The organism is Algoriphagus chordae (genome assembly GCF_003254055.1).
Lineage (GTDB): Bacteria > Bacteroidota > Bacteroidia > Cytophagales > Cyclobacteriaceae > Algoriphagus > Algoriphagus chordae.
The window spans coordinates 94,051-112,040 of sequence record NZ_QKZT01000003.1 but is presented as its reverse complement, the minus strand read 5'-3'; the positions used below and the strand labels follow the sequence as shown (position 1 = coordinate 112,040).

Below are 17,990 nucleotides of genomic sequence, written 5' to 3'. Positions count from 1 at the left end.
CACTTCGACATTCAGCGTTCATCATTCGTGTTATTCGTCATTGCGAGTGAGGAACGAACGAAGCAATCTGTGTTTCAAAAGTGATTGCTTGGTGCCTCGCAATGACGCAATATTCTATTCCACTTTTATGCCATCCAAAAACCCATGAAATGGCTGTAACAGACACAATAAGCACTTGTTACAGTAAATCAATCGGACAATATTGTTCGATTTCGGTCGAAAAACTATTTAGCTTAGACCATGGTAAAGCCCTAAGCGCGAAAGATTCTCGCCCCTTCCTACCCTTCATCAGGTAGCTAGCGGATGACGTGAAATCATTCACTCTTCAAACTCTCCACTGGATTCATCAAGGCAGCTCTAATAGACTGGAAACTTACCGTCAGCAAGGCGATCAGCATAGTCAGCACACCGGCTCCGATGAAGAACCACCACTTCAAGCCTATTTTGAAGGCAAAACCTGCCAACCATTCCTGAGCTATAAAAAAGCTTAAAGGAAGTGCAATAAGGATTGCTACTAGGACCATTTTGGCAAAGTCGCTGGATAAGATGCTGACGATTTTAAACTCACTAGCACCCAGCACTTTTCTAATTCCGATTTCCTTCGCTCTTCGTTCTACTGTGAAGGTGGCCAAGCCAAATAATCCTAGGCAGGATATCAAAATAGCTATTCCAGCAAAGTACTGGGATAAGGTGGCAACACGCTGCTCAGAAACGTAAAGTGACTGATAATCCTCATCGAGGAAACGATATTCCATCAGAAATTCAGGATCAAATTTGCTGTACAAAGCTTCAATACTCTTGATGGTTTTCATTTCTTCTCCCGCAGCTATTTTCGTTGCAATCAAGTTGGTATTGCTAGGATTGTAATAGAAAAAGAGTGGCTTCACTACCTCATGGAAGGAGTCAAAATGGAAATCTTCTGTGACACCAATGATTTCAACTTCCTCTCCATAAAGTTTGACCACTTTTCCTATTGGATCTTCCAACCCCATAAAATCTATTCCTGCCTTATTGAAAATGATTTTTTCGGTTTCTGTTCCAAACTCATCTGAAAAGGCTCTTCCCTCCTTCATCTGAATCCCCATCATTTCAATCATATTATAATTGACCGCCACTCGCTCAAACTCTGTTCTATCATTCGGATCTTTTCCCGGCCATTCTATTCCGTAAGTTCCGCCATTATGACCAGTCATATCATGCCCTGTACTCGTAGCACCAATTACCCCCGGAACAGATTTCAGTTCTGAAATAAAGGCTTCCATCTTATCTGTGTCCTGTAGCTGACCCAGTTTATTGATCAGCAGAACATTGTCTTTTTCATAGCCCAGATTCTCCGTTTGGATAAAATCTATTTGTAAATACACCACCCAAACTGATACAATTAGGATTACCGAAAGCGCGAATTGAAAAACTACAAGACCTTTTCTTATCCATAGTTCACCGGCAGCAGAGCTTATTTTCCCCTTCAAAACAGCCGAGGGACTAAAACTGGAAAGGTGCAAGGCAGGATAACTTCCAGCAATCAGGCCAGTAAACAATACAATGCTGACAATAGCCAAAACCAAACTAGGACTGAATACTAAAGACAGCTGCTTTCCAGTAATGACATTGAACTGAGGGAGGAGTAAAATCACCAGTAGAAGCGCAAGTAATAGCGAAAGAAAAGCCATCATCGTAGACTCTCCCAAATATTGAAAAATCAATTCCCCTCGTCTGGCTCCCACTGCTTTTTTGATCCCAACTTCCTTGATTCGCTTGGAAGCCTTGGCCGTGGACAGGTTCATGAAATTGATGCAGGCAATCACCAAAATGAAAATTGCAATAATGGAAAACAGCTTCACATAGGACACTCTACCTCCAGCCTGTACCCCATTTTCATAGCTGCCGTTCAGATAAACATCGGAAAACTTGGTGATAAACTGGGAACGGTGTGTGATCTCACCCTCAGTTTTTGTTTTCACATAGTCCTTGATTTTTGCATTGAATTCCGCAATATCAGTTCCCTCTCTCAATAGCACAAAGGTGGATGGCGCAGTATTACCCCAGCTTTCCACCCATTCGTTTTCCTCACGAAAATCTTCGAAAGACATCACAAAATCAAACTGCATAGAGGATGCAGTAGGAACATCTTCAAACACCCCCGAAACAGCTAAATCTTCCTTGTGATCAAATTCCACTGTTTTGCCCAAAGCATTCTCAACTGATCCAAAAAGCTTTTCAGCCAGACTTTCGGAAATCACAATGGTATTTGGTTGGGACTTGATCTCATCCTTATTGCCTTGAGTGATTTTGTAGGGGAAAAGCTTGAAAAATTCAGCACTGGCATAAAGCTTTTTCGCCTCTATATCATGGGTATCAAATGAAAGGATGCTACCTGTAATATAGTTGGAAAAGGCAGTGACAGCGGACTCTACCTCAGGAAAATCGTCCTCCAAAGCCTGGGCTGTAGGCCCGGCGGTAGTTTGTCTCGTAATCAATCCCCCAGCCTGATCCACATTCTCCATCACTTGATACAGTTGTGCATCCGAGGCATAGAACTTATCGATTTGCAGCTCATCATTTACCCAGAGAAAAATCAGCAATACGCTCGCTAGCCCGGTAGAAAGCCCAATTAGATTGATCAGGAAAGTACTTTTGTCTTTTCTGAGATTTCGGTAGATAAGGAGCAGATGATGTTTTAGCATGGCGATATGAGTGAATTGTTTCCCTAAAGGCAAAAATTACTTAAGATGTATTTCCACTTTAATGCCATCCAATAACCCTCGGCAGAGCCTAATTGGACACTATTCCTCCAAATCCCCTAAAATCAAACGGACATATTTGTTCGCCAGTGGTCAAAACAACCTTTGTCAGCCTGAGCGAAGTCGAAGGGCCTATCATCGAAAGGTGGCACTGAAGGTGCTTAACCATTCATGACCCTGCACGGAGTTCGGGGAAAAAGATAGTAGATAAAACTTAGCCCTAAAAGGGCGAATGTTTATTCGCCCATATACATCTACCTCCATTATGGTCTGTGTCCGCACAGACCATTTTTTTATGGCTATAGAATTAAGAAGCCCAACTAGGCAATCACCCGTTTATGTGCCTCTGAAGCAGGAGGCTATTCAAAGTAATCCAATTATTTTGGCACAAAGCTAAAGGAGCAGGCTATTTCAAAGAAAATCGATAATTTTTTGAATACGAGAGCTTTTACCAAAAATCATATAGTAAATTCAAACTAAACTCATCGAAGTCACTCATGAAAAATTGTTTAATCCTCTTAATGCTATTGTTTGCTAATTTTTCCATAGCTCAGGATACAACCCTACTAAATAACCAAACGGTGGATGGGTATAAAGGCATCTGGTTTACTCTCGGGCAGTTTTCTGAGTATGGAGATAAGTACTCGGGAGGATTGGGAACTTACACTGCCAAGCATATTCCGCTGTCCATCTATTCGCCAGAAGTGAATAAGACTTTCTTTGTCTATGGAGGGACTACAGGCCCAGAAGATCGCTACCTGCTCTGTATGATAGGCAGCTATGACCATTCCAATAGAAAGGTCACCAAACCTACCGTCGTCTATGATAAGCAGGGAGTTGACGATCCACACGACAATCCTAGCTTGGCGATAGATGCAGAAGGATACCTCTGGGTTTTTGTAAGCGGGAGAGGAAAGAGCCGTCCAGGGTTTAAATACAGATCTAGCGAGCCATACAGCACTGCATCATTTGAGCAAATCACAGAGGAAGAGATGACCTATCCCCAGCCAAAATATATCCCTGGAAAAGGCTTTCTCCATTTGTTCACTAAGTACACGGGTATTCGTGAATTATATTTCGAGACCAGCCCAGATGGCCTGACCTGGACAGAAGACCAAAAGTTGGTAGGCATGAAAAGACCAGAAGATAAGAATGGTGGACACTATCAGATCTCTGGTCAACTGGGTGAAAAAGTGGTGTTTTTCTTCAATTGGCATCCTGATGGAAATGTAGATCTGAGAACTAATATCTACTACCTCCAAACCACAGATTTTGGTGAAACATGGACAACTGTAGCTGGTGAAGAACTTGACATTCCGCTAAGCGATGTCAATTCTCATTCATTGGTGAAAGAATTTTACAGCGAAGGAAAGAATGTGTACATAAAGGATGTAAACTTTGATGAGCAAGGGAATCCCATAGCACTTTATCTGGCAGGATCTGGCCATCAGCCGGGACCAGATAACGGCGCTAGAGAATGGTTTATAGCCCATTATAAAGGTTCTGAATGGGAGCATCATAAGATCACCGAATCTGACCAAAACTATGATACTGGAAGCATATTTATTGATGGAGACGAATGGATGGTGATAGGACCTTCGGAGGATAGCCCTCAACAATGGGGAGCAGGTGGAGAAGTGATGATGTGGAAAAGTAGCGATGCTGGTATAACTTGGGAAAACGCTAAGCAATTGACTAAGAAATCTGAGCTAAACCATAACTATGTACGAAAAGTAGTTAACGGAAAAGATCCTTTCTTATACTTTTGGGCAGATGGAAACCCGGATGAGATAAGTCAATCCCAGCTTTATTTTGGTAATAGTAAAGGGAAAGTTTGGAAGCTTCCATATGACATGAATAAGGATGAAAAAAGACCAAAAAGAGTAAGGTAGTACGACTGACGACAATCTTGCATTCTTTCCAACTATATAGTCATAGGCCTGATTTTAACCCTACTTTCCCAATAAACAAACTGTTTAATAACAAAGGAAAAAGCTTGTTCTATACATGGTTCCTATATAAAAGAATGAACTTAAATCGAGGACAAATCCTATATTGCGCCTTGATAGCCAACAAAATCATGACCTTGAAAACTACTCTGATACTAGTACTTTGCTTTTTTAGCTCTAGCACATTCCTTTTCGCTCAATCACAAGACAGCACAGCTTTTCCATATGTACTGCCTATTTGGGGTGATAAAGTTCAAGAGCGCGGCATGGCCGATCAACTTCAGCTTCCTTTTGGTTTTAATGTGAATTATGTCAACGCCTATATGGAATTGAATATCACAGAATTTGAGCTAATGATCGGGGACAAAGACTTCTCGGGAATTCTGAATACCGAAACCCTAAATTTCACGAATGTAAATGCGACTACCAACGGCGCAAACTTTCGTGCTGATGCCTGGGTTCTTCCATTTATGAATGTTTACGGGTTGTTCTCCACAGTCACAGGTGGCACGGATGTCACGCTTCAACCAACTTGGAGAGATGCCACAGGAGAAATAATTCTGCAGTTACCAGAGTTTTCATCCAATGTGCAATTCGATGCTTTAGCTTATGGGGCAGGTACTACCATCGTATATGGTTGGAATGGATATTTTTCCAGCATTGACATGAACTATTCCCGTACTGATACGGAGCTATTAGAAAAACAAGTAGGTTACCTGACCTTGTCTGCTCGTATGGGCTATCGTTTTTTCTTGAATAAAAATAATAAAGACCTCTTTTTAGCACCCTATATGGGAATAATGTACAGAAACTTTGTAGGCGATAGAGGAAGCAATGGGAATATATCCATGGATGAAGTTTTTCCTGGACTAGATGATGCATTTAATACTAAGGTGGACGAAAAAATCGCTAGTAATGATGCTATAATTAATGACCCTTCTACTTCAGCCGCTGAGAAGATCAAGCTTCAAGCTCAGAATCAAGCGTTACAAACAATCGAAGACGGAGTAAATGAATCTGGGATTTTCACTACAAACATTAATTATTACATTAAAAAGGACCTTATCCAGACCGTTACTTTTCAGTTCGGATTTAATTTACAACTAAATAAATCGTGGATGCTTCGAGGAGAGTATGGTGTTTCAGACTCACAACGATTCCTTATGACTGGTTTGCAGTACCGCTTTGGAGTTAAGAAAAAGGAATTCAGAAATTAAGCTAGATCACTAAGATTCCCCTTGCCTACACGTCTTTGCGAAGGGCAAAACAAAATATACGCTCTACATCAACCATCTTGCCCTGAAGCAATCTACCAGTGATTCCACAAAACAGATTGCTTCAAGCGATACTTGAGATTTGTAATCTCTAACAAAAACTGGCTTTACTTTCTTTTCAAATAGAATCCCTCAAGGATAAAGCAAATACTTCTCCCGCATTTTCTTATAAGCTGTCAGTTCAGGCTCCCAACCAGCTCTAATCGTTTCCATAGGAACATCATCGATGATCTGCTGTCTGAAATCTCCCCTTCCAATCTGGATTTCGATATTATTCATCTGATTACTCAACTTGGAATCAAAAAACTTTTCCTTTTCTGGACTGGCTTTGTAAAGCTCCCTTATCCAGTCAAAATTAATCTGGCCACTAGCCCTCAATTTTTCTGTATCGTATTCCCGAAGATCAATGCCATAGCAAAGTTCATCCATAAAAAGCGGAGTTTCCGCCATGCCTTTGATACCCGTTGGAGTAAAGCTAAAATCGTAAATCCCCTTATAAGCCGGACTTCCCAATACAGTAAAAGGAAAATAAGTGCCACGACCCAAATTAATATAAGTGCCTTCAAACATGCAAAGGCTAGGATATAGCAACACCGACTGCGGGGTATTCAGATTTGGCGAGGGAGCAACGGGTAATTCATACCGCATATCATGTGCATAGTTGGCAACAGGAACCACCTTGATATCAGCTTTAACTTTGTTAGTCAACCAGCCTTCACCATTGGCCATCATAGCAAACTCACCTACCGTAAGTCCATGAGCCATAGGGATAGGAAACATCCCAATTCCTGATTTATAGTCCATATCAAGCACCGGTCCATCAATCAGATATCCATTAGGATTTGGTCTGTCTAGGATTATCAGGGGTTTATCATTCTCTTCACAAGCTTCCATCAGGCGGGATAGGGCATTGATATTCGTGTAAAAACGCACTCCAACATCCTGCAAATCATAGATCAGAATATCCACATCCGCTAAATCCTCTTTGCTAGTCTTATTCTTTCTGCCATACAAGGATATGATGGGAATGCCTGTTTGTTTGTCTATTGCATCAGCCACTGTAGCCCCAGCACTGGCATCTCCACGAAAACCATGCTCTGGCCCGAACACCTTTACGATATTAATCCCCAGATTCTGCAAACTATCCACCAGATGAGTTTCTCCAATGATGGAAGTCTGATTCGCTAAAACAGCTACTCTTTTGCCCTCCAAAAGTGGCAGGTACAGCTCCGTTTGCTCCGCCCCTGTTTTGATTTCTTGGACAGTTTCTTCTCCTTGACTGGCAGGAAGCTTTGTGGTACAAAAACAAAGGGCTGAGCTTAAGGCAAAAAATGAAAGGAATTTCATGTGTTGGTTAAGTTTATTTCAGGATTTTTAAAAATACGTTATTGAGAGGAAGTAGGCAATTCAGATTATATAACTGTCAGGTTGAGTATTAAATATTCTTTGAACATACAAAAATGAAATAACAGTAATTTGCTTTGAAACCATAACCATGGTCACCTTGAGCACTTGAGAGACGAGAGTCTCGAATTCGAAAGGTTCTCGAACCTCTAGACTCCCGTCTCTCGGGTGCTCGAACTGACCAGTTTTTGGTGTCCTCAAATCAATCTGCCATTGGTAGTGGGGTTGGTGTCAGCCTGACACCGTCATTGTAATTTCCGTGCCATGGTCTGCGAGACACAGACCATTTTTTTTCAGTTTATGTCGTTTCGGTCTGTGGGACACAGACCGAGGAGCAGATACAGACCGAGGTGAAGAGAATAACAAAAAGCGGGGTTTAGTTGCTTTTATCCGTTACATATCCTAAAAAATAATTGATTAGGGGCCTTTTCGATTAGCTAAGTTCTTTATAAAAACTCCATATGATTAACTAGAAATACCCTAAATAGGACTATCTTATTTTCAGAATAACAAGGACATAAGAGTAATTCATTGAAGAAAAGGGTGAAAAACTTTTATGAAAATGAAAAAGTTTAAGGCATAAAACATTTTTTTTCAAATACAATTTTTAAATAATCAGTTACAAAAATGTCAGATTTCGATATTGATAAATTTAGTGATCTTGGAACTCTAATTGCGACTTTGGAGAAAAACCCCGATAAACAGATGGCTATGTTGGTTTGGGTTGAAGAGCGTACAGAAGAATTCAAAACAGCTGCGAAAGCTGCATCAGCCGCTAGTTCGAGCAAGGCGACTAAAGAGACTTATAATCGACAAGTAAGTGCCATTGCAAAAGGACTACCTGTAATTGCCACTGGCATTCAAGGAGCAGTAAAAAGCTTTCAAGGAGGTAACCCAATTGCAGGTAGTGCAGCGGTGGCTGACGTTGTTGGAAATATGGTGACTATGATTAGCTCGATAGTGAGCGCTAGTGGGGGCCCTCCAGGAGCTATTGTAAGCTCAATTCTATCTATTTTTTCTATGATTTTGAAGATGTTTTCTGAACAGAAGCCAGAAAAATCAATCGAACAAAAACTACAAAGTGTGATTGACACTCATGATGCGAAAGAGTTAAAAGATTCACTTCAAGCGATCCAAATAGAAATCAACACTGTTATAGATGAATTTATATCACATACTAAAAGCGAATTAAAATTCCCATTCGACAGAATTCAAAAATCTCTCGATATTGAAAACAAAGGCCTGAAAATGACACAAGCTGGTCAATGGATAAAGAGGAATCAAGATGTTGAGCATTGGGATGCGGTGTTAGCTGGGCATTGTTATGCACATCTTTCGTTGATGCAAGCCTTTACTATGGCAATGAACATAGTTGAAAAAGATATAGACATTACCTATCTGACAGCTATGTTAAAAGGCCGGAATAAAATGCAATTAGAATTTATCCAAGAGATAAAACCTGCAGCTCAAAATCAAGGCACAGTTTGGGCAGCCCGCAACAGAAGTCAGAATGATGGACCTAGAGGATCCGTAATATTCAAGCGGAATGCAGTGGTTTCACATCAGAAAGAATGGCAGAAGTATACTCTAAAGAATACCCCCTTAGGCTTTGCCGTTTCAAAGCGAACCTCTGAGATGGGTAACCAAAAGCAGTCTATTGCATTATTCACAATCGATAATACCTATCCCTTTGCTGCGAATAAAGATTGGGTTCGAGAAAAATCGACTCTTTTAGATCATCCATTCCGAAAAGATGATCATGCCTCTTCTGGATCTGGTATCCTATCTGCCAGGTATGGAACATCCCCGCTAAGCAGCCGTGCAAAAGAACACACTTTAGTCCGTTTCAATACAAATTCTAAACCTGATTATTTTGATGTATGGGCTATTCCTGGTCACAATATAGGTGAGATCGATTTATATACTGCCGAAGGAAAACAAATCACATTTTGGAGACAAGGAAGTAAAGAACACACAGCGGATGAAGAAACGAAACTACTATTTAGAGGACAGTTTCCTATGCCTGATGGTTATAAAGTTGGAATGGTGCGGGCTGTGGTACCTAAGCCTTTTGAAGATGAAGAAAATACACTTTCAATAGATACTAATCACGTTATATATGGGGCTTGTGAGGTATTAGCGGATAAAAGTCAGGCAGGAAAAGCAAAGATGGGAATGGTGATGCCGACTTATAACTCTAGAGACCATATGGAAATAAGTGTTGGCTACAGAGGTATAACATGGGATCACGGAAATATACAACAACCCACGAATCAGTTTATGGTCTCACCATGGGCTAATTTCGTAGGTATAGGAGTGGACAGTCGATATCTTTGGGTTTATAAGGCTGGAGCAATTGCTTGTGCAACTCATACAGAAGTTTTCAACAGCTTAGAGAAAGGAGGCAATTCGCAACTTCCATGGATGATTTATGATATACCAAAAAAGGTAGGAGAAACAGCATATGATCCCCAAGAATTAGGCTTTTTGATAAAATCTTACTACCCAAAGGGACTTTTAGATCTTTCCCCATGTGATGATGAAACTCTAGTAGCTCTTTATTGCGAAAAAACCGCTTGGTGGCAAGCTCCCATTTATAGCCTGTCTCCAAAAATAGATAGGGTCGCCAGAACTCTGAAAATGGAAGGCTCAAAACGGGATTCCAATGATCATATTGTTCCTACTAATGGCTGGGATTCGGATAGGACAGTATGGGTGAGTCGAGTGATTAAGCAACCAATTGATTGTTGGCCACTTTTATCCAGCCTGGAAAAAATCTTAATGTCGCTTAATGACAGCAACTAGGCTAGCTCCAGTAAATAGTAATTACCTGCGATGAGACCCTTCCGTCCCACCCCTCGTATCCTTACCCATTTGTAATGGGTAACAACCTTCGAAGTTTTAAAAACCTCAACCGTTAAATGACTTTCCAGACTTCTTACTTTAGCTTTCTGACTTGGTTCTGGGGTCATGCTACTTGATACTTGCTGCTCATTAAAGATTGCCACGCTTCGCTCGCAATGACGGCACCACACTTTAGTAATCTGCTGACTTTAGTTTTCTTACTTGGCTCTTGTGACTTGAATCTTATGTCTTAATTCTTGCTACTTGCTACTCTAAAAACTACTCGCTCTTCAGAGAATCCACAGGATTCGAGGTAGCTGCTTTTATCGATTGATAGCTCGTTGTCAGCAAGGCGATCAGAATAGCGAAGAAACCTGCGCCAAGGAATACCTACTTTATTTGGAAACCAAGTGCTCAATCACTTCAATGCAATCCTAGACAATAAAAATGGTGCCCCTTATTTAAAACCGAATAACAGATCGGACGAACCCTATTCTGATTATAAGAGCTACCTAGAAGAAGTTGCTAAAATGAAGAAATAATAAAAACAAATGAATACACTGCAAAAGCTTAAAGTAGGAATTCATTTAGAATTTGGCATCTTATAATTGGATAAATTTGTAATTTTCAGTAAAACCTTTCAAAGCCAATTCTATTTCCAGCAATTGTATAAACCTAGTATTTTTATGAAACATTTTCTTACTATAATTCTTATTTCCCTATCCACTTATACATTCGGGCAGAGTAGAAATGACAAAAGAATAATTGATCAAATTGACAAAATAATTTTAGAAAGTTTTGAAAATGTTGCTCCAGGCTGTGCTATACTAATAGCTAAGGATGGAAAGGTTATTCTTGAAAAAGCCTATGGAACTGCAAACTTGGAACTGGGTGTAGCTACGAAACCTGAAATGGTTTTTAGAATTGGTTCTATAACAAAACAGTTCACAGCAATAGCAATTCTTCAATTGGTTGAGAAAGGAGATCTGGCACTTACTGATAGTATTCAAAAATTCATCAAGAACTTCCAGTTCAAGGGTAAAACAATTACCATCGAAAATTTGCTCACACACACATCCGGAATAAGAGGTTATGAACAGTTTGATTCAAAAATTCCAAATGCCATGCGAGTGGAATTTCCGATAAGAGCTATGATTGACAGTCTTGACAAAGTTTCCTTGGAATTTGAACCAAATACTCAATTTAATTATAGCAATTCAAACTACTACCTATTAGGTTATATCATAGAACAAATTACCGGAAAATCATATCAGCAATACTTAGAGGAAAATATTTTTGGCCCTGCAGGACTTAATTCAACCTACTATGAAAATCAAATAGAAATAATTCCTAATCGCACAAATGGTTATTCTTTTTCGAATGGGAAGTATTGGAATGTTGACTTTATTAGTATGTCTCTTGTTTATAGTGCCGGTGCTTTACGATCAAATGTCAGTGATTTATTCAAATGGCATAAAGCTTTGAATGAAGGAAAATTAATAAGGAAAGAAACTTTCTTAAACGCTATTACACCCTATAAATTTCCTGATGGTAAACTTAGTAACTACGGCTATGGTTTTTTTATCGATAATGAAACCAATAGGAGATCCTTCGGTCATCCAGGGGCTATTGATGGTTTCAGGGCAGTTGAAATGTACTATCCTGAGGAAGATATTTTCATTACTTTATTAGGAAACAGTGACCGAGATAATTTGCAAAACTTATTTGAGACTATTAGCAATATTATCTTAGAGAATAACAGCACTAAGTCTGATAAGGAGCTCATGCTTAGTTCATCAACTATAGCAAATTATGTGGGTTTATATAAAAACGAGGAGTACGATGAAACTATTAAAATCTATAGTGAAAATGGAAATTTATATGCTGACTTCTTGAATGGGACAGGTTATAAAATGGTTCTAAAGTCCATTTCATCCACAAAGTTTATCTTGCCTGATATAAGGAGAATAAAGACTTACATTGAATTTATTTATACGGAAGGTCAAGTGACAAAAATAATTACAACGCAAACAAAGTCTGGCGAATATTTTCGAATTGACAATAAATGAAATAGCATAAATTCAATTAAGAAAAAACCAATACCTTCGAATTTTTCGATTTCGAGACTCTATTATCTCAAGCCCTCAGGGTAATTCCTCATCCGTTGATTAAAACTATTTTTCAGACTTCTGACTTTAATTTTCTTACTTGGCTCTTGTGTCATGAATCTTATGTCTTACTTCTTGCTTCTTGCTACTCTAAAAACTACTCGCTCTTCAGAGAATCCACCGGATTCGAGGTAGCTGCTTTTATCGATTGATAGCTCGTCGTCAGCAAGGCGATCAGAATAGCGAAGAAACCTGCGCCAAGGAATACCTGCCAGCCTAACTCCTGCTTGAATTGGTAGTCTTCCAGCCACTTTTGCATGGCATACCAAGCGATAGGCGATGCGATCACAAATGCGATAAGAACAAGCTTGGCAAATTCCTTAGAGAGCAATACTACTATACTTCCTATGCTGGAACCCAGCACTTTTCGTATCCCAATTTCCTTGGTTCTCTGCTCTGCTGTAAATGCCGTCAGGGCGAATAATCCCAGGCAGGCTATCATAATTGCAAAGCCTGCAAAGATCCCAAAGACTTTACCCAGACGGGTTTCTGAGGCATACATCTGCCCAAATCTATCATCCAAAAAGGAATAGGTAAAGGGTTGACCGGGAGCCATTTCTTTCCATTTGGTCTCGATTAAATTGACTACCTCATCGGTATTAGAAGAGTTGAATTTGAAGGAAGCGATCCCACTTGGACTCTCGCTCAGAAAGATCATCACTGAGCCTATATTTTCTTTGAGAGATTCGAAGTTGAAATTTTTGACCACTCCTACCACAGTCTTGCTTTCCAATTCATCCAAATTAGCCGTCTCGTTATTACCTGCCATGGTATATATCTTTTGACCTATAGGGTCTCCGACGAAGTTGAATTTCTTTGCTGCTGTTTCATTAAGAATCACAGCACTGGAATCAGAGGGGAAATCCATGGAAAAATCTCTTCCTTCAGCGATTTCCATCCCCATGGTCTTCACATAATCGTAGTCCACTTCCCAGTTTTGCAAGCTGACCATATTCTCTGTCTGCTTGGGATCTTTTCCCTCAGCCCACCAAGGCGTATCAGATCTCCAGGTACCAGAGACTGGCAGATAACCCGTAATTGTCCCGGACTCCATCATGCTATTGGCCAAAATCTCTCGCTTGAAAGTCTCCGCCTGTCCATCTAAGGCATAAACATCATCTACCGTGATAATCTGCTCTTTATTGAAGCCTATCTTCTTATTCTGTATGTAATTCAGCTGATTAAACACGGCGATGGTGGCAATGATCAGAATGATAGAGATAGCAAATTGGAACACCACCAGCGAACTTCGAATCATTCCGCTTTTCATCCCCATGGACACTTTTCCCTTCAAAATGCTAATCGGTTTGAAGCCTGATAGGAAAAATGCAGGATATATCCCCGCCAACAAACCTGTAGCAATAGCTCCTACAAGAAGTATCCCGTAAAAGGGACCTAATGTAAAGGGAACCGAGAGTTCTCTTCCCGCCAAATCATTGAAAAAGGGCAGTAAGATGGAAACCAGAGGTATCGCTATCAAAAAGGAGATAAAGCTCAGTAGTATGGATTCCATCAAAAACTGACGGATCAGGTGCGAGCGAAAAGAGCCCATCACCTTCCTGATTCCCACTTCCTTGGCACGGCTGGAGGATCTCGCCGTGGACAGATTCATAAAATTGATACAGGCAATCACCAAAATAAAGAGTGCTACAGCAATAAATAGATAGATATAAGTAATGTTGAAATTAGGTTCAAACTCTCCCATCAAGTCACTTTTCAAGTGAATATCCAGCAGGGGCTGAACTTCGTATTCCATCATCCCTCCATCGGCCAGCATGGCATCCAAAGTGGCTCCCTCACCGAATAATTGCCCTAATTCAGGTTCTACATTCTTCTCGACAAGGGATTTCAGTTTTTGATTCAAATTCTCAGGATTTGCATCTTCTCTGATTTTCAGATATGTCTGGAAATTATTGCTTAGCCAAGAGGTGGTTTTGGATTCCTCCAAACCTTCCATGGCAAGTAAAAAGTTGAAATGGAAATGGCTGTTCTGCGGGATATCTTCATAAACTCCAGTGATTCTAAAGTCCATATCATTATCCAAAATCAGGGATTTCCCCAAGGCACTTTCCCCTGGGAAATACTTTTCAGCCATGCTTTTACTGATGGCCATGGTATTTGGTTCTGCCAAAACCCCATCTTGATTTCCTTCAATTAGTGGCGTCCCGAAAACCTTAAAAAAGTCCTTGCTAGCCCAGATTACATTATTTTCCTTGATGTTTTCATCTATGGTTTTGACCAAATAAGATCCGCGTGCACGGAAATTAACAGCATATTCTACTTCGGGAAACTCCTCCGGAAGCGCCTCAGCCATGGGAGCCGGTGCTTGGATCATATCCCAGTGATTTCCGCCAAATATGATATCGGCATGTATCCTATAAATCTGATCAGCATCTTTGAAGTGCTTGTCATAGGAAAGCTCATTGATCACAAAAAGTGAAATAATCATACAGACCGCCACTCCCACCGATAGACCAAGGATATTGATAAAGGTGTAGAACTTATGTTTCTTTAAGTTTCTGAGGGCGATTTTGAAATAATTCTTTAGCATAGCAAATAGAATTTAAGATTGGCTATCAAGGTGTTCCAGCAGCTATTCAGGATTTATGCCATTTAAAAAAAAGTGCTCTGGAGGCCAGAAAGCTAATTTTCAATTTTTTATCCATCTAAGTTCGTACAGAAACGTTCGCTTTCGGGCAAAGCTTATAGGTTTATTTCCGAGGTTTGAAATGACATTAAGCGCGAGGAAGATTTGGAAGCTAAACTGGTGTCAATCCACAATCCTTTGCCATGGCCCTTGTCTTCACGGGCCATTTTTATTAGCAGTCCTTGAAGACACGGATTGAAGCGAAAGTGCATCCTATGTATTTCGGTCAGTGAAGACAGAGAACTAGGCTGGATATTCCGCTCCTCCTTCCTAACCTCGTGTCATTGGCAGTGAGGAACGATCGAAGCAATCTCTATTATTAAGTCTTTGATTCCTTCGTCGTCATACTTCCTTCTTGCAATGACGCACTCCCAGTCAATTTCTTACGTCTTGATACAAACTACTTATTCACTTTTCAATGAATTCACTGGATTTGCTGAGGCAGCTTTGAAAGCTTGATAGCCAACTGTAATCACAGAAATCAACACCAATAGTAGACCTGCACCCGCAAAAATCCACCAGCTGAGATTAGTTTGATAAGCATAAGTTTTCAGCCAGGAATCTGCAAAATACCAGGATATCGGCACAGCAATTACTATGGAAATCAAAATGAGATTCACGAAGTCTTTGGACACCAAAGTCAGAATCCCGAAGGTAGATGCACCCATCACTTTACGTACTCCGATTTCCTTCTTACGCTTCTCAGCTGTAAATGCCGCCAAACCGAATAGCCCAAGGCAAGACAAGAAGATAGCCATCACGCCGAAGTATTTCGCGAGTTTGGAAACACGCTGTTCGGAAGCATAAAGTGACTGATAATCCTCATCCATAAAGGAATAATCCATAGGCTGAGCCGTCTGCTTCACGAATAGCTCATCTATGCCAGCAATGGTTTTTGCCTGATTTTGAGCATTAATTCTCACCATAATTCTTTGGGCAAAACCAGGATCATATTTCAGAAAAGCTGGTTTTACTCTCTCCTTCAGTGACTCGAAATTAAAATCTTTGATCACGCCAATCACCTCTTTGTCTTCTCCCCAAAGGTTAACAATCTGTCCCACAGGATCTTCGAAACCTATGGTTCGAACTGCAGCTTCATTCAAAATTATCTTTGACTCTTCCTCTCCAAATTCTGGAGAAAATGCTCTTCCACCGACTAATTCAAAACCCATAGTTTCGATCAAACCCATATTGACCGACACATTTTCAAACTTCACCTGTTCCTCAGGATTTTTTCCTTCCCAGGTAAGTCCAATCGTCGAACTGCTCAAGCCGACCAGCGGATGACTCAAACTTGATGCATTCTCCACTCCCGGAGTATCCTTGAGTTCTGCCAAAAATGACTCTAATTGATTTGGATTAACTACAGATGCATTGATCTGAAGCAGATGACTTTGGTTGTAACCCAGGTTTTGATCTTGGATAAAGGACATTTGCCTGCCGATCACGGAGATCCCGATGATCAGTAGCAGAGAAATCGCAAACTGAAAAACCACCAGGCCTTTTCGCGCCAGCAATTCCCCAAAACTTCCCTTGATATTAGATTTCATCACCTCCACAGGCTTAAACTTGGAGAGGTAAACAGCTGGATATATTCCTGCCAAAAAGCTGGTCAACAGCCAAATCCCCAATAGCATGAGGATCAACTCGGGCTGAAATGACATACTTATTGTTTTGGATGTCACCTGATTGAAAAATGGTTGCAATACAAATGTGGCAATTATCGCTAGAACCAAAGCCAAGAATGTCAACAGCAGAGACTCTACCATAAACTGTCCAAAAAGGCCTCCCCGGCTTGCTCCCATAGATTTCTTAACTCCAATTTCTTTCAGTCGGGACATAGATCTGGCCGTAGTCAAGTTCATGAAATTGATACATGCGATGATCAAGATAAAGATGGCAATGGCCGAAAACAGCTTCACGTAACTGATCCTTCCTCCTACTACTTTCCCATCTTCATAGGTTCCATAGAGATAGGTGTCTCCATATGGCTGCACAAAAGCCGAAACATTACTTCCCTCCGCTTTAGCTTTAATGAAACCAGCGATTTGCTCATTAAAAGCAGCTACATCTGTTTCTTCGCGAAGTAATAAATAGGTGGAAGCATTGTAATTATCCCAGTGAACTCCTTCGCCAAGCATCTGCTTGAAGAAGGAAAAGGAAAGGAAATAGTCAGGCTTATCGACATTTCTAGAATCTAAATCCTTGTAAACACCAGTAACTTCCACATCGTTGTGAAAGTCAAAAACTTGCCATTTCACTGATTGACCCAAGGCATCTTGAGCTGAGCCAAATAATTTGTTGGCCATAGTTTCAGATATCGCAAGGCTATTGATACCAGTCATGATCTGATTTGGATTCCCCTCGATAAAATCCACAGAGAACATATCAAAATATGCTTGATCTACATAGAGACCTGCTCCAGTCATTTTAGTATCCCCATTTTCAAAAGAGACTCCATCGATGAAAGGAGAAGTTCCTGCAGCCAATTCTACCTGAGGAAGTTCAGCTTTCATGGCTTCTGCCATATCGCCAGGGGTAATTCCAATCGTCACAATTCCACCGCTATTATCGTGATTGGTCATCACAGCATAGATACGATCTATCTTTTCATGATTGCGACTGATGCTTAGCTCATCCTTGACCCAAAGCATAATCAACACCACGGTCGTCAGACCTATCGCCAAACCAAACAAGTTGATAGCGAAGATCTTTTTGAACTTCATAAAGCTGCGAAGAGCTAGGGTAAGTTGGTGGCGAAGCATGGTTTGTGATTAGTTAAATGTTGTTGGTTACGTCATTGGTAGACGAGGATCGAGGCGAAGCAATCTGTTTATATACTAAAGGTTCAAGTGATCGTCATTGCGAGCAAAGCGAAGCAATCTTTCCAATAGCAGACTGCTTCGTCGTGCCTCCCCGTAGTGACGGAGCAAACTTCGGTCTTGGCACCGTGTTCTTTATCT

Annotated in this window: 8 protein-coding genes and 1 pseudogene; 4 read left to right on the top strand and 5 right to left on the bottom strand. The window is 40.6% G+C overall.

The genetic code is table 11. The features are described from left to right. Positions 1-314: 314 nt before the first annotated feature. Positions 315-2,684 carry an ABC transporter permease gene (locus tag LV85_RS04180; protein ID WP_111316932.1) on the bottom strand — a complete coding sequence of 790 codons (2,370 nt, stop codon included), beginning with the start codon at positions 2,682-2,684 and terminating at the stop codon, positions 315-317. A gap of 554 nt (positions 2,685-3,238) precedes the next feature. Between LV85_RS04180 and LV85_RS04175 the strand changes: the two genes are divergently transcribed. Both LV85_RS04175 and LV85_RS04170 read left to right on the top strand, forming a co-directional pair. Then, positions 3,239-4,633, top strand: coding sequence for a BNR-4 repeat-containing protein (locus LV85_RS04175; protein WP_111316931.1), 1,395 nt, complete (start codon positions 3,239-3,241; stop codon positions 4,631-4,633). A 188-nt stretch (positions 4,634-4,821) separates the two neighbouring features. After that, complete coding sequence (locus tag LV85_RS04170; protein WP_158531135.1) at positions 4,822-5,907, top strand: hypothetical protein; 1,086 nt, start codon at positions 4,822-4,824, stop codon at positions 5,905-5,907. A gap of 189 nt (positions 5,908-6,096) precedes the next feature. Here the strand turns inward: LV85_RS04170 and LV85_RS04165 are convergent, their stop codons facing one another. Then, on the bottom strand, positions 6,097-7,311 hold the full coding sequence (locus LV85_RS04165; protein ID WP_111316929.1) for an exo-beta-N-acetylmuramidase NamZ family protein: 1,215 nt from the start codon (positions 7,309-7,311) through the stop codon (positions 6,097-6,099). A 684-nt stretch (positions 7,312-7,995) separates the two neighbouring features. On the opposite strand from LV85_RS04165, the gene LV85_RS04160 reads away from it, so the two are divergent. Continuing rightward, on the top strand, positions 7,996-10,173 hold the full coding sequence (locus LV85_RS04160; RefSeq protein ID WP_111316928.1) for a hypothetical protein: 2,178 nt from the start codon (positions 7,996-7,998) through the stop codon (positions 10,171-10,173). Between the two features lie 318 nt (positions 10,174-10,491). On the opposite strand, the pseudogene LV85_RS22455 reads toward LV85_RS04160, so the two are convergent. Then, a pseudogene (locus LV85_RS22455) lies at positions 10,492-10,602 on the bottom strand (cell division protein FtsX); the annotation flags it as partial. Between the two features lie 296 nt (positions 10,603-10,898). Here LV85_RS22455 and LV85_RS04155 point away from each other — a divergent pair. Further along, positions 10,899-12,281, top strand: a complete 1,383-nt coding sequence (locus LV85_RS04155; RefSeq protein ID WP_146260426.1) for a serine hydrolase — start codon at positions 10,899-10,901, stop codon at positions 12,279-12,281. 196 nt (positions 12,282-12,477) lie between these two features. Here LV85_RS04155 and LV85_RS04150 read toward each other — a convergent pair whose 3' ends face one another. After that, positions 12,478-14,931, bottom strand: coding sequence for an ABC transporter permease (locus tag LV85_RS04150; protein WP_111316926.1), 2,454 nt, complete (start codon positions 14,929-14,931; stop codon positions 12,478-12,480). A gap of 500 nt (positions 14,932-15,431) precedes the next feature. Beyond that, positions 15,432-17,792 (bottom strand): ABC transporter permease, encoded by a 2,361-nt coding sequence (locus tag LV85_RS04145; RefSeq protein WP_111316925.1) that lies wholly within the window; start codon positions 17,790-17,792, stop codon positions 15,432-15,434. Positions 17,793-17,990 lie beyond the last annotated feature (198 nt).

What these genes read in the sequence shown, in the direction of transcription:
- LV85_RS04175 (WP_111316931.1), top strand. Translation starts at nt 3,239, where the DNA reads ATGAAAAATTGTTTAATCCTCTTAATGCTATTGTTTGCTAATTTTTCC.
- LV85_RS04160 (WP_111316928.1), top strand. Translation starts at nt 7,996, where the DNA reads ATGTCAGATTTCGATATTGATAAATTTAGTGATCTTGGAACTCTAATT.
- LV85_RS04145 (WP_111316925.1), bottom strand. Translation starts at nt 17,792, where the DNA reads ATGCTTCGCCACCAACTTACCCTAGCTCTTCGCAGCTTTATGAAGTTC.
- LV85_RS04170 (WP_158531135.1), top strand. Translation starts at nt 4,822, where the DNA reads ATGACCTTGAAAACTACTCTGATACTAGTACTTTGCTTTTTTAGCTCT.
- LV85_RS04180 (WP_111316932.1), bottom strand. Translation starts at nt 2,684, where the DNA reads ATGCTAAAACATCATCTGCTCCTTATCTACCGAAATCTCAGAAAAGAC.
- LV85_RS04155 (WP_146260426.1), top strand. Translation starts at nt 10,899, where the DNA reads ATGAAACATTTTCTTACTATAATTCTTATTTCCCTATCCACTTATACA.
- LV85_RS04150 (WP_111316926.1), bottom strand. Translation starts at nt 14,931, where the DNA reads ATGCTAAAGAATTATTTCAAAATCGCCCTCAGAAACTTAAAGAAACAT.
- LV85_RS04165 (WP_111316929.1), bottom strand. Translation starts at nt 7,311, where the DNA reads ATGAAATTCCTTTCATTTTTTGCCTTAAGCTCAGCCCTTTGTTTTTGT.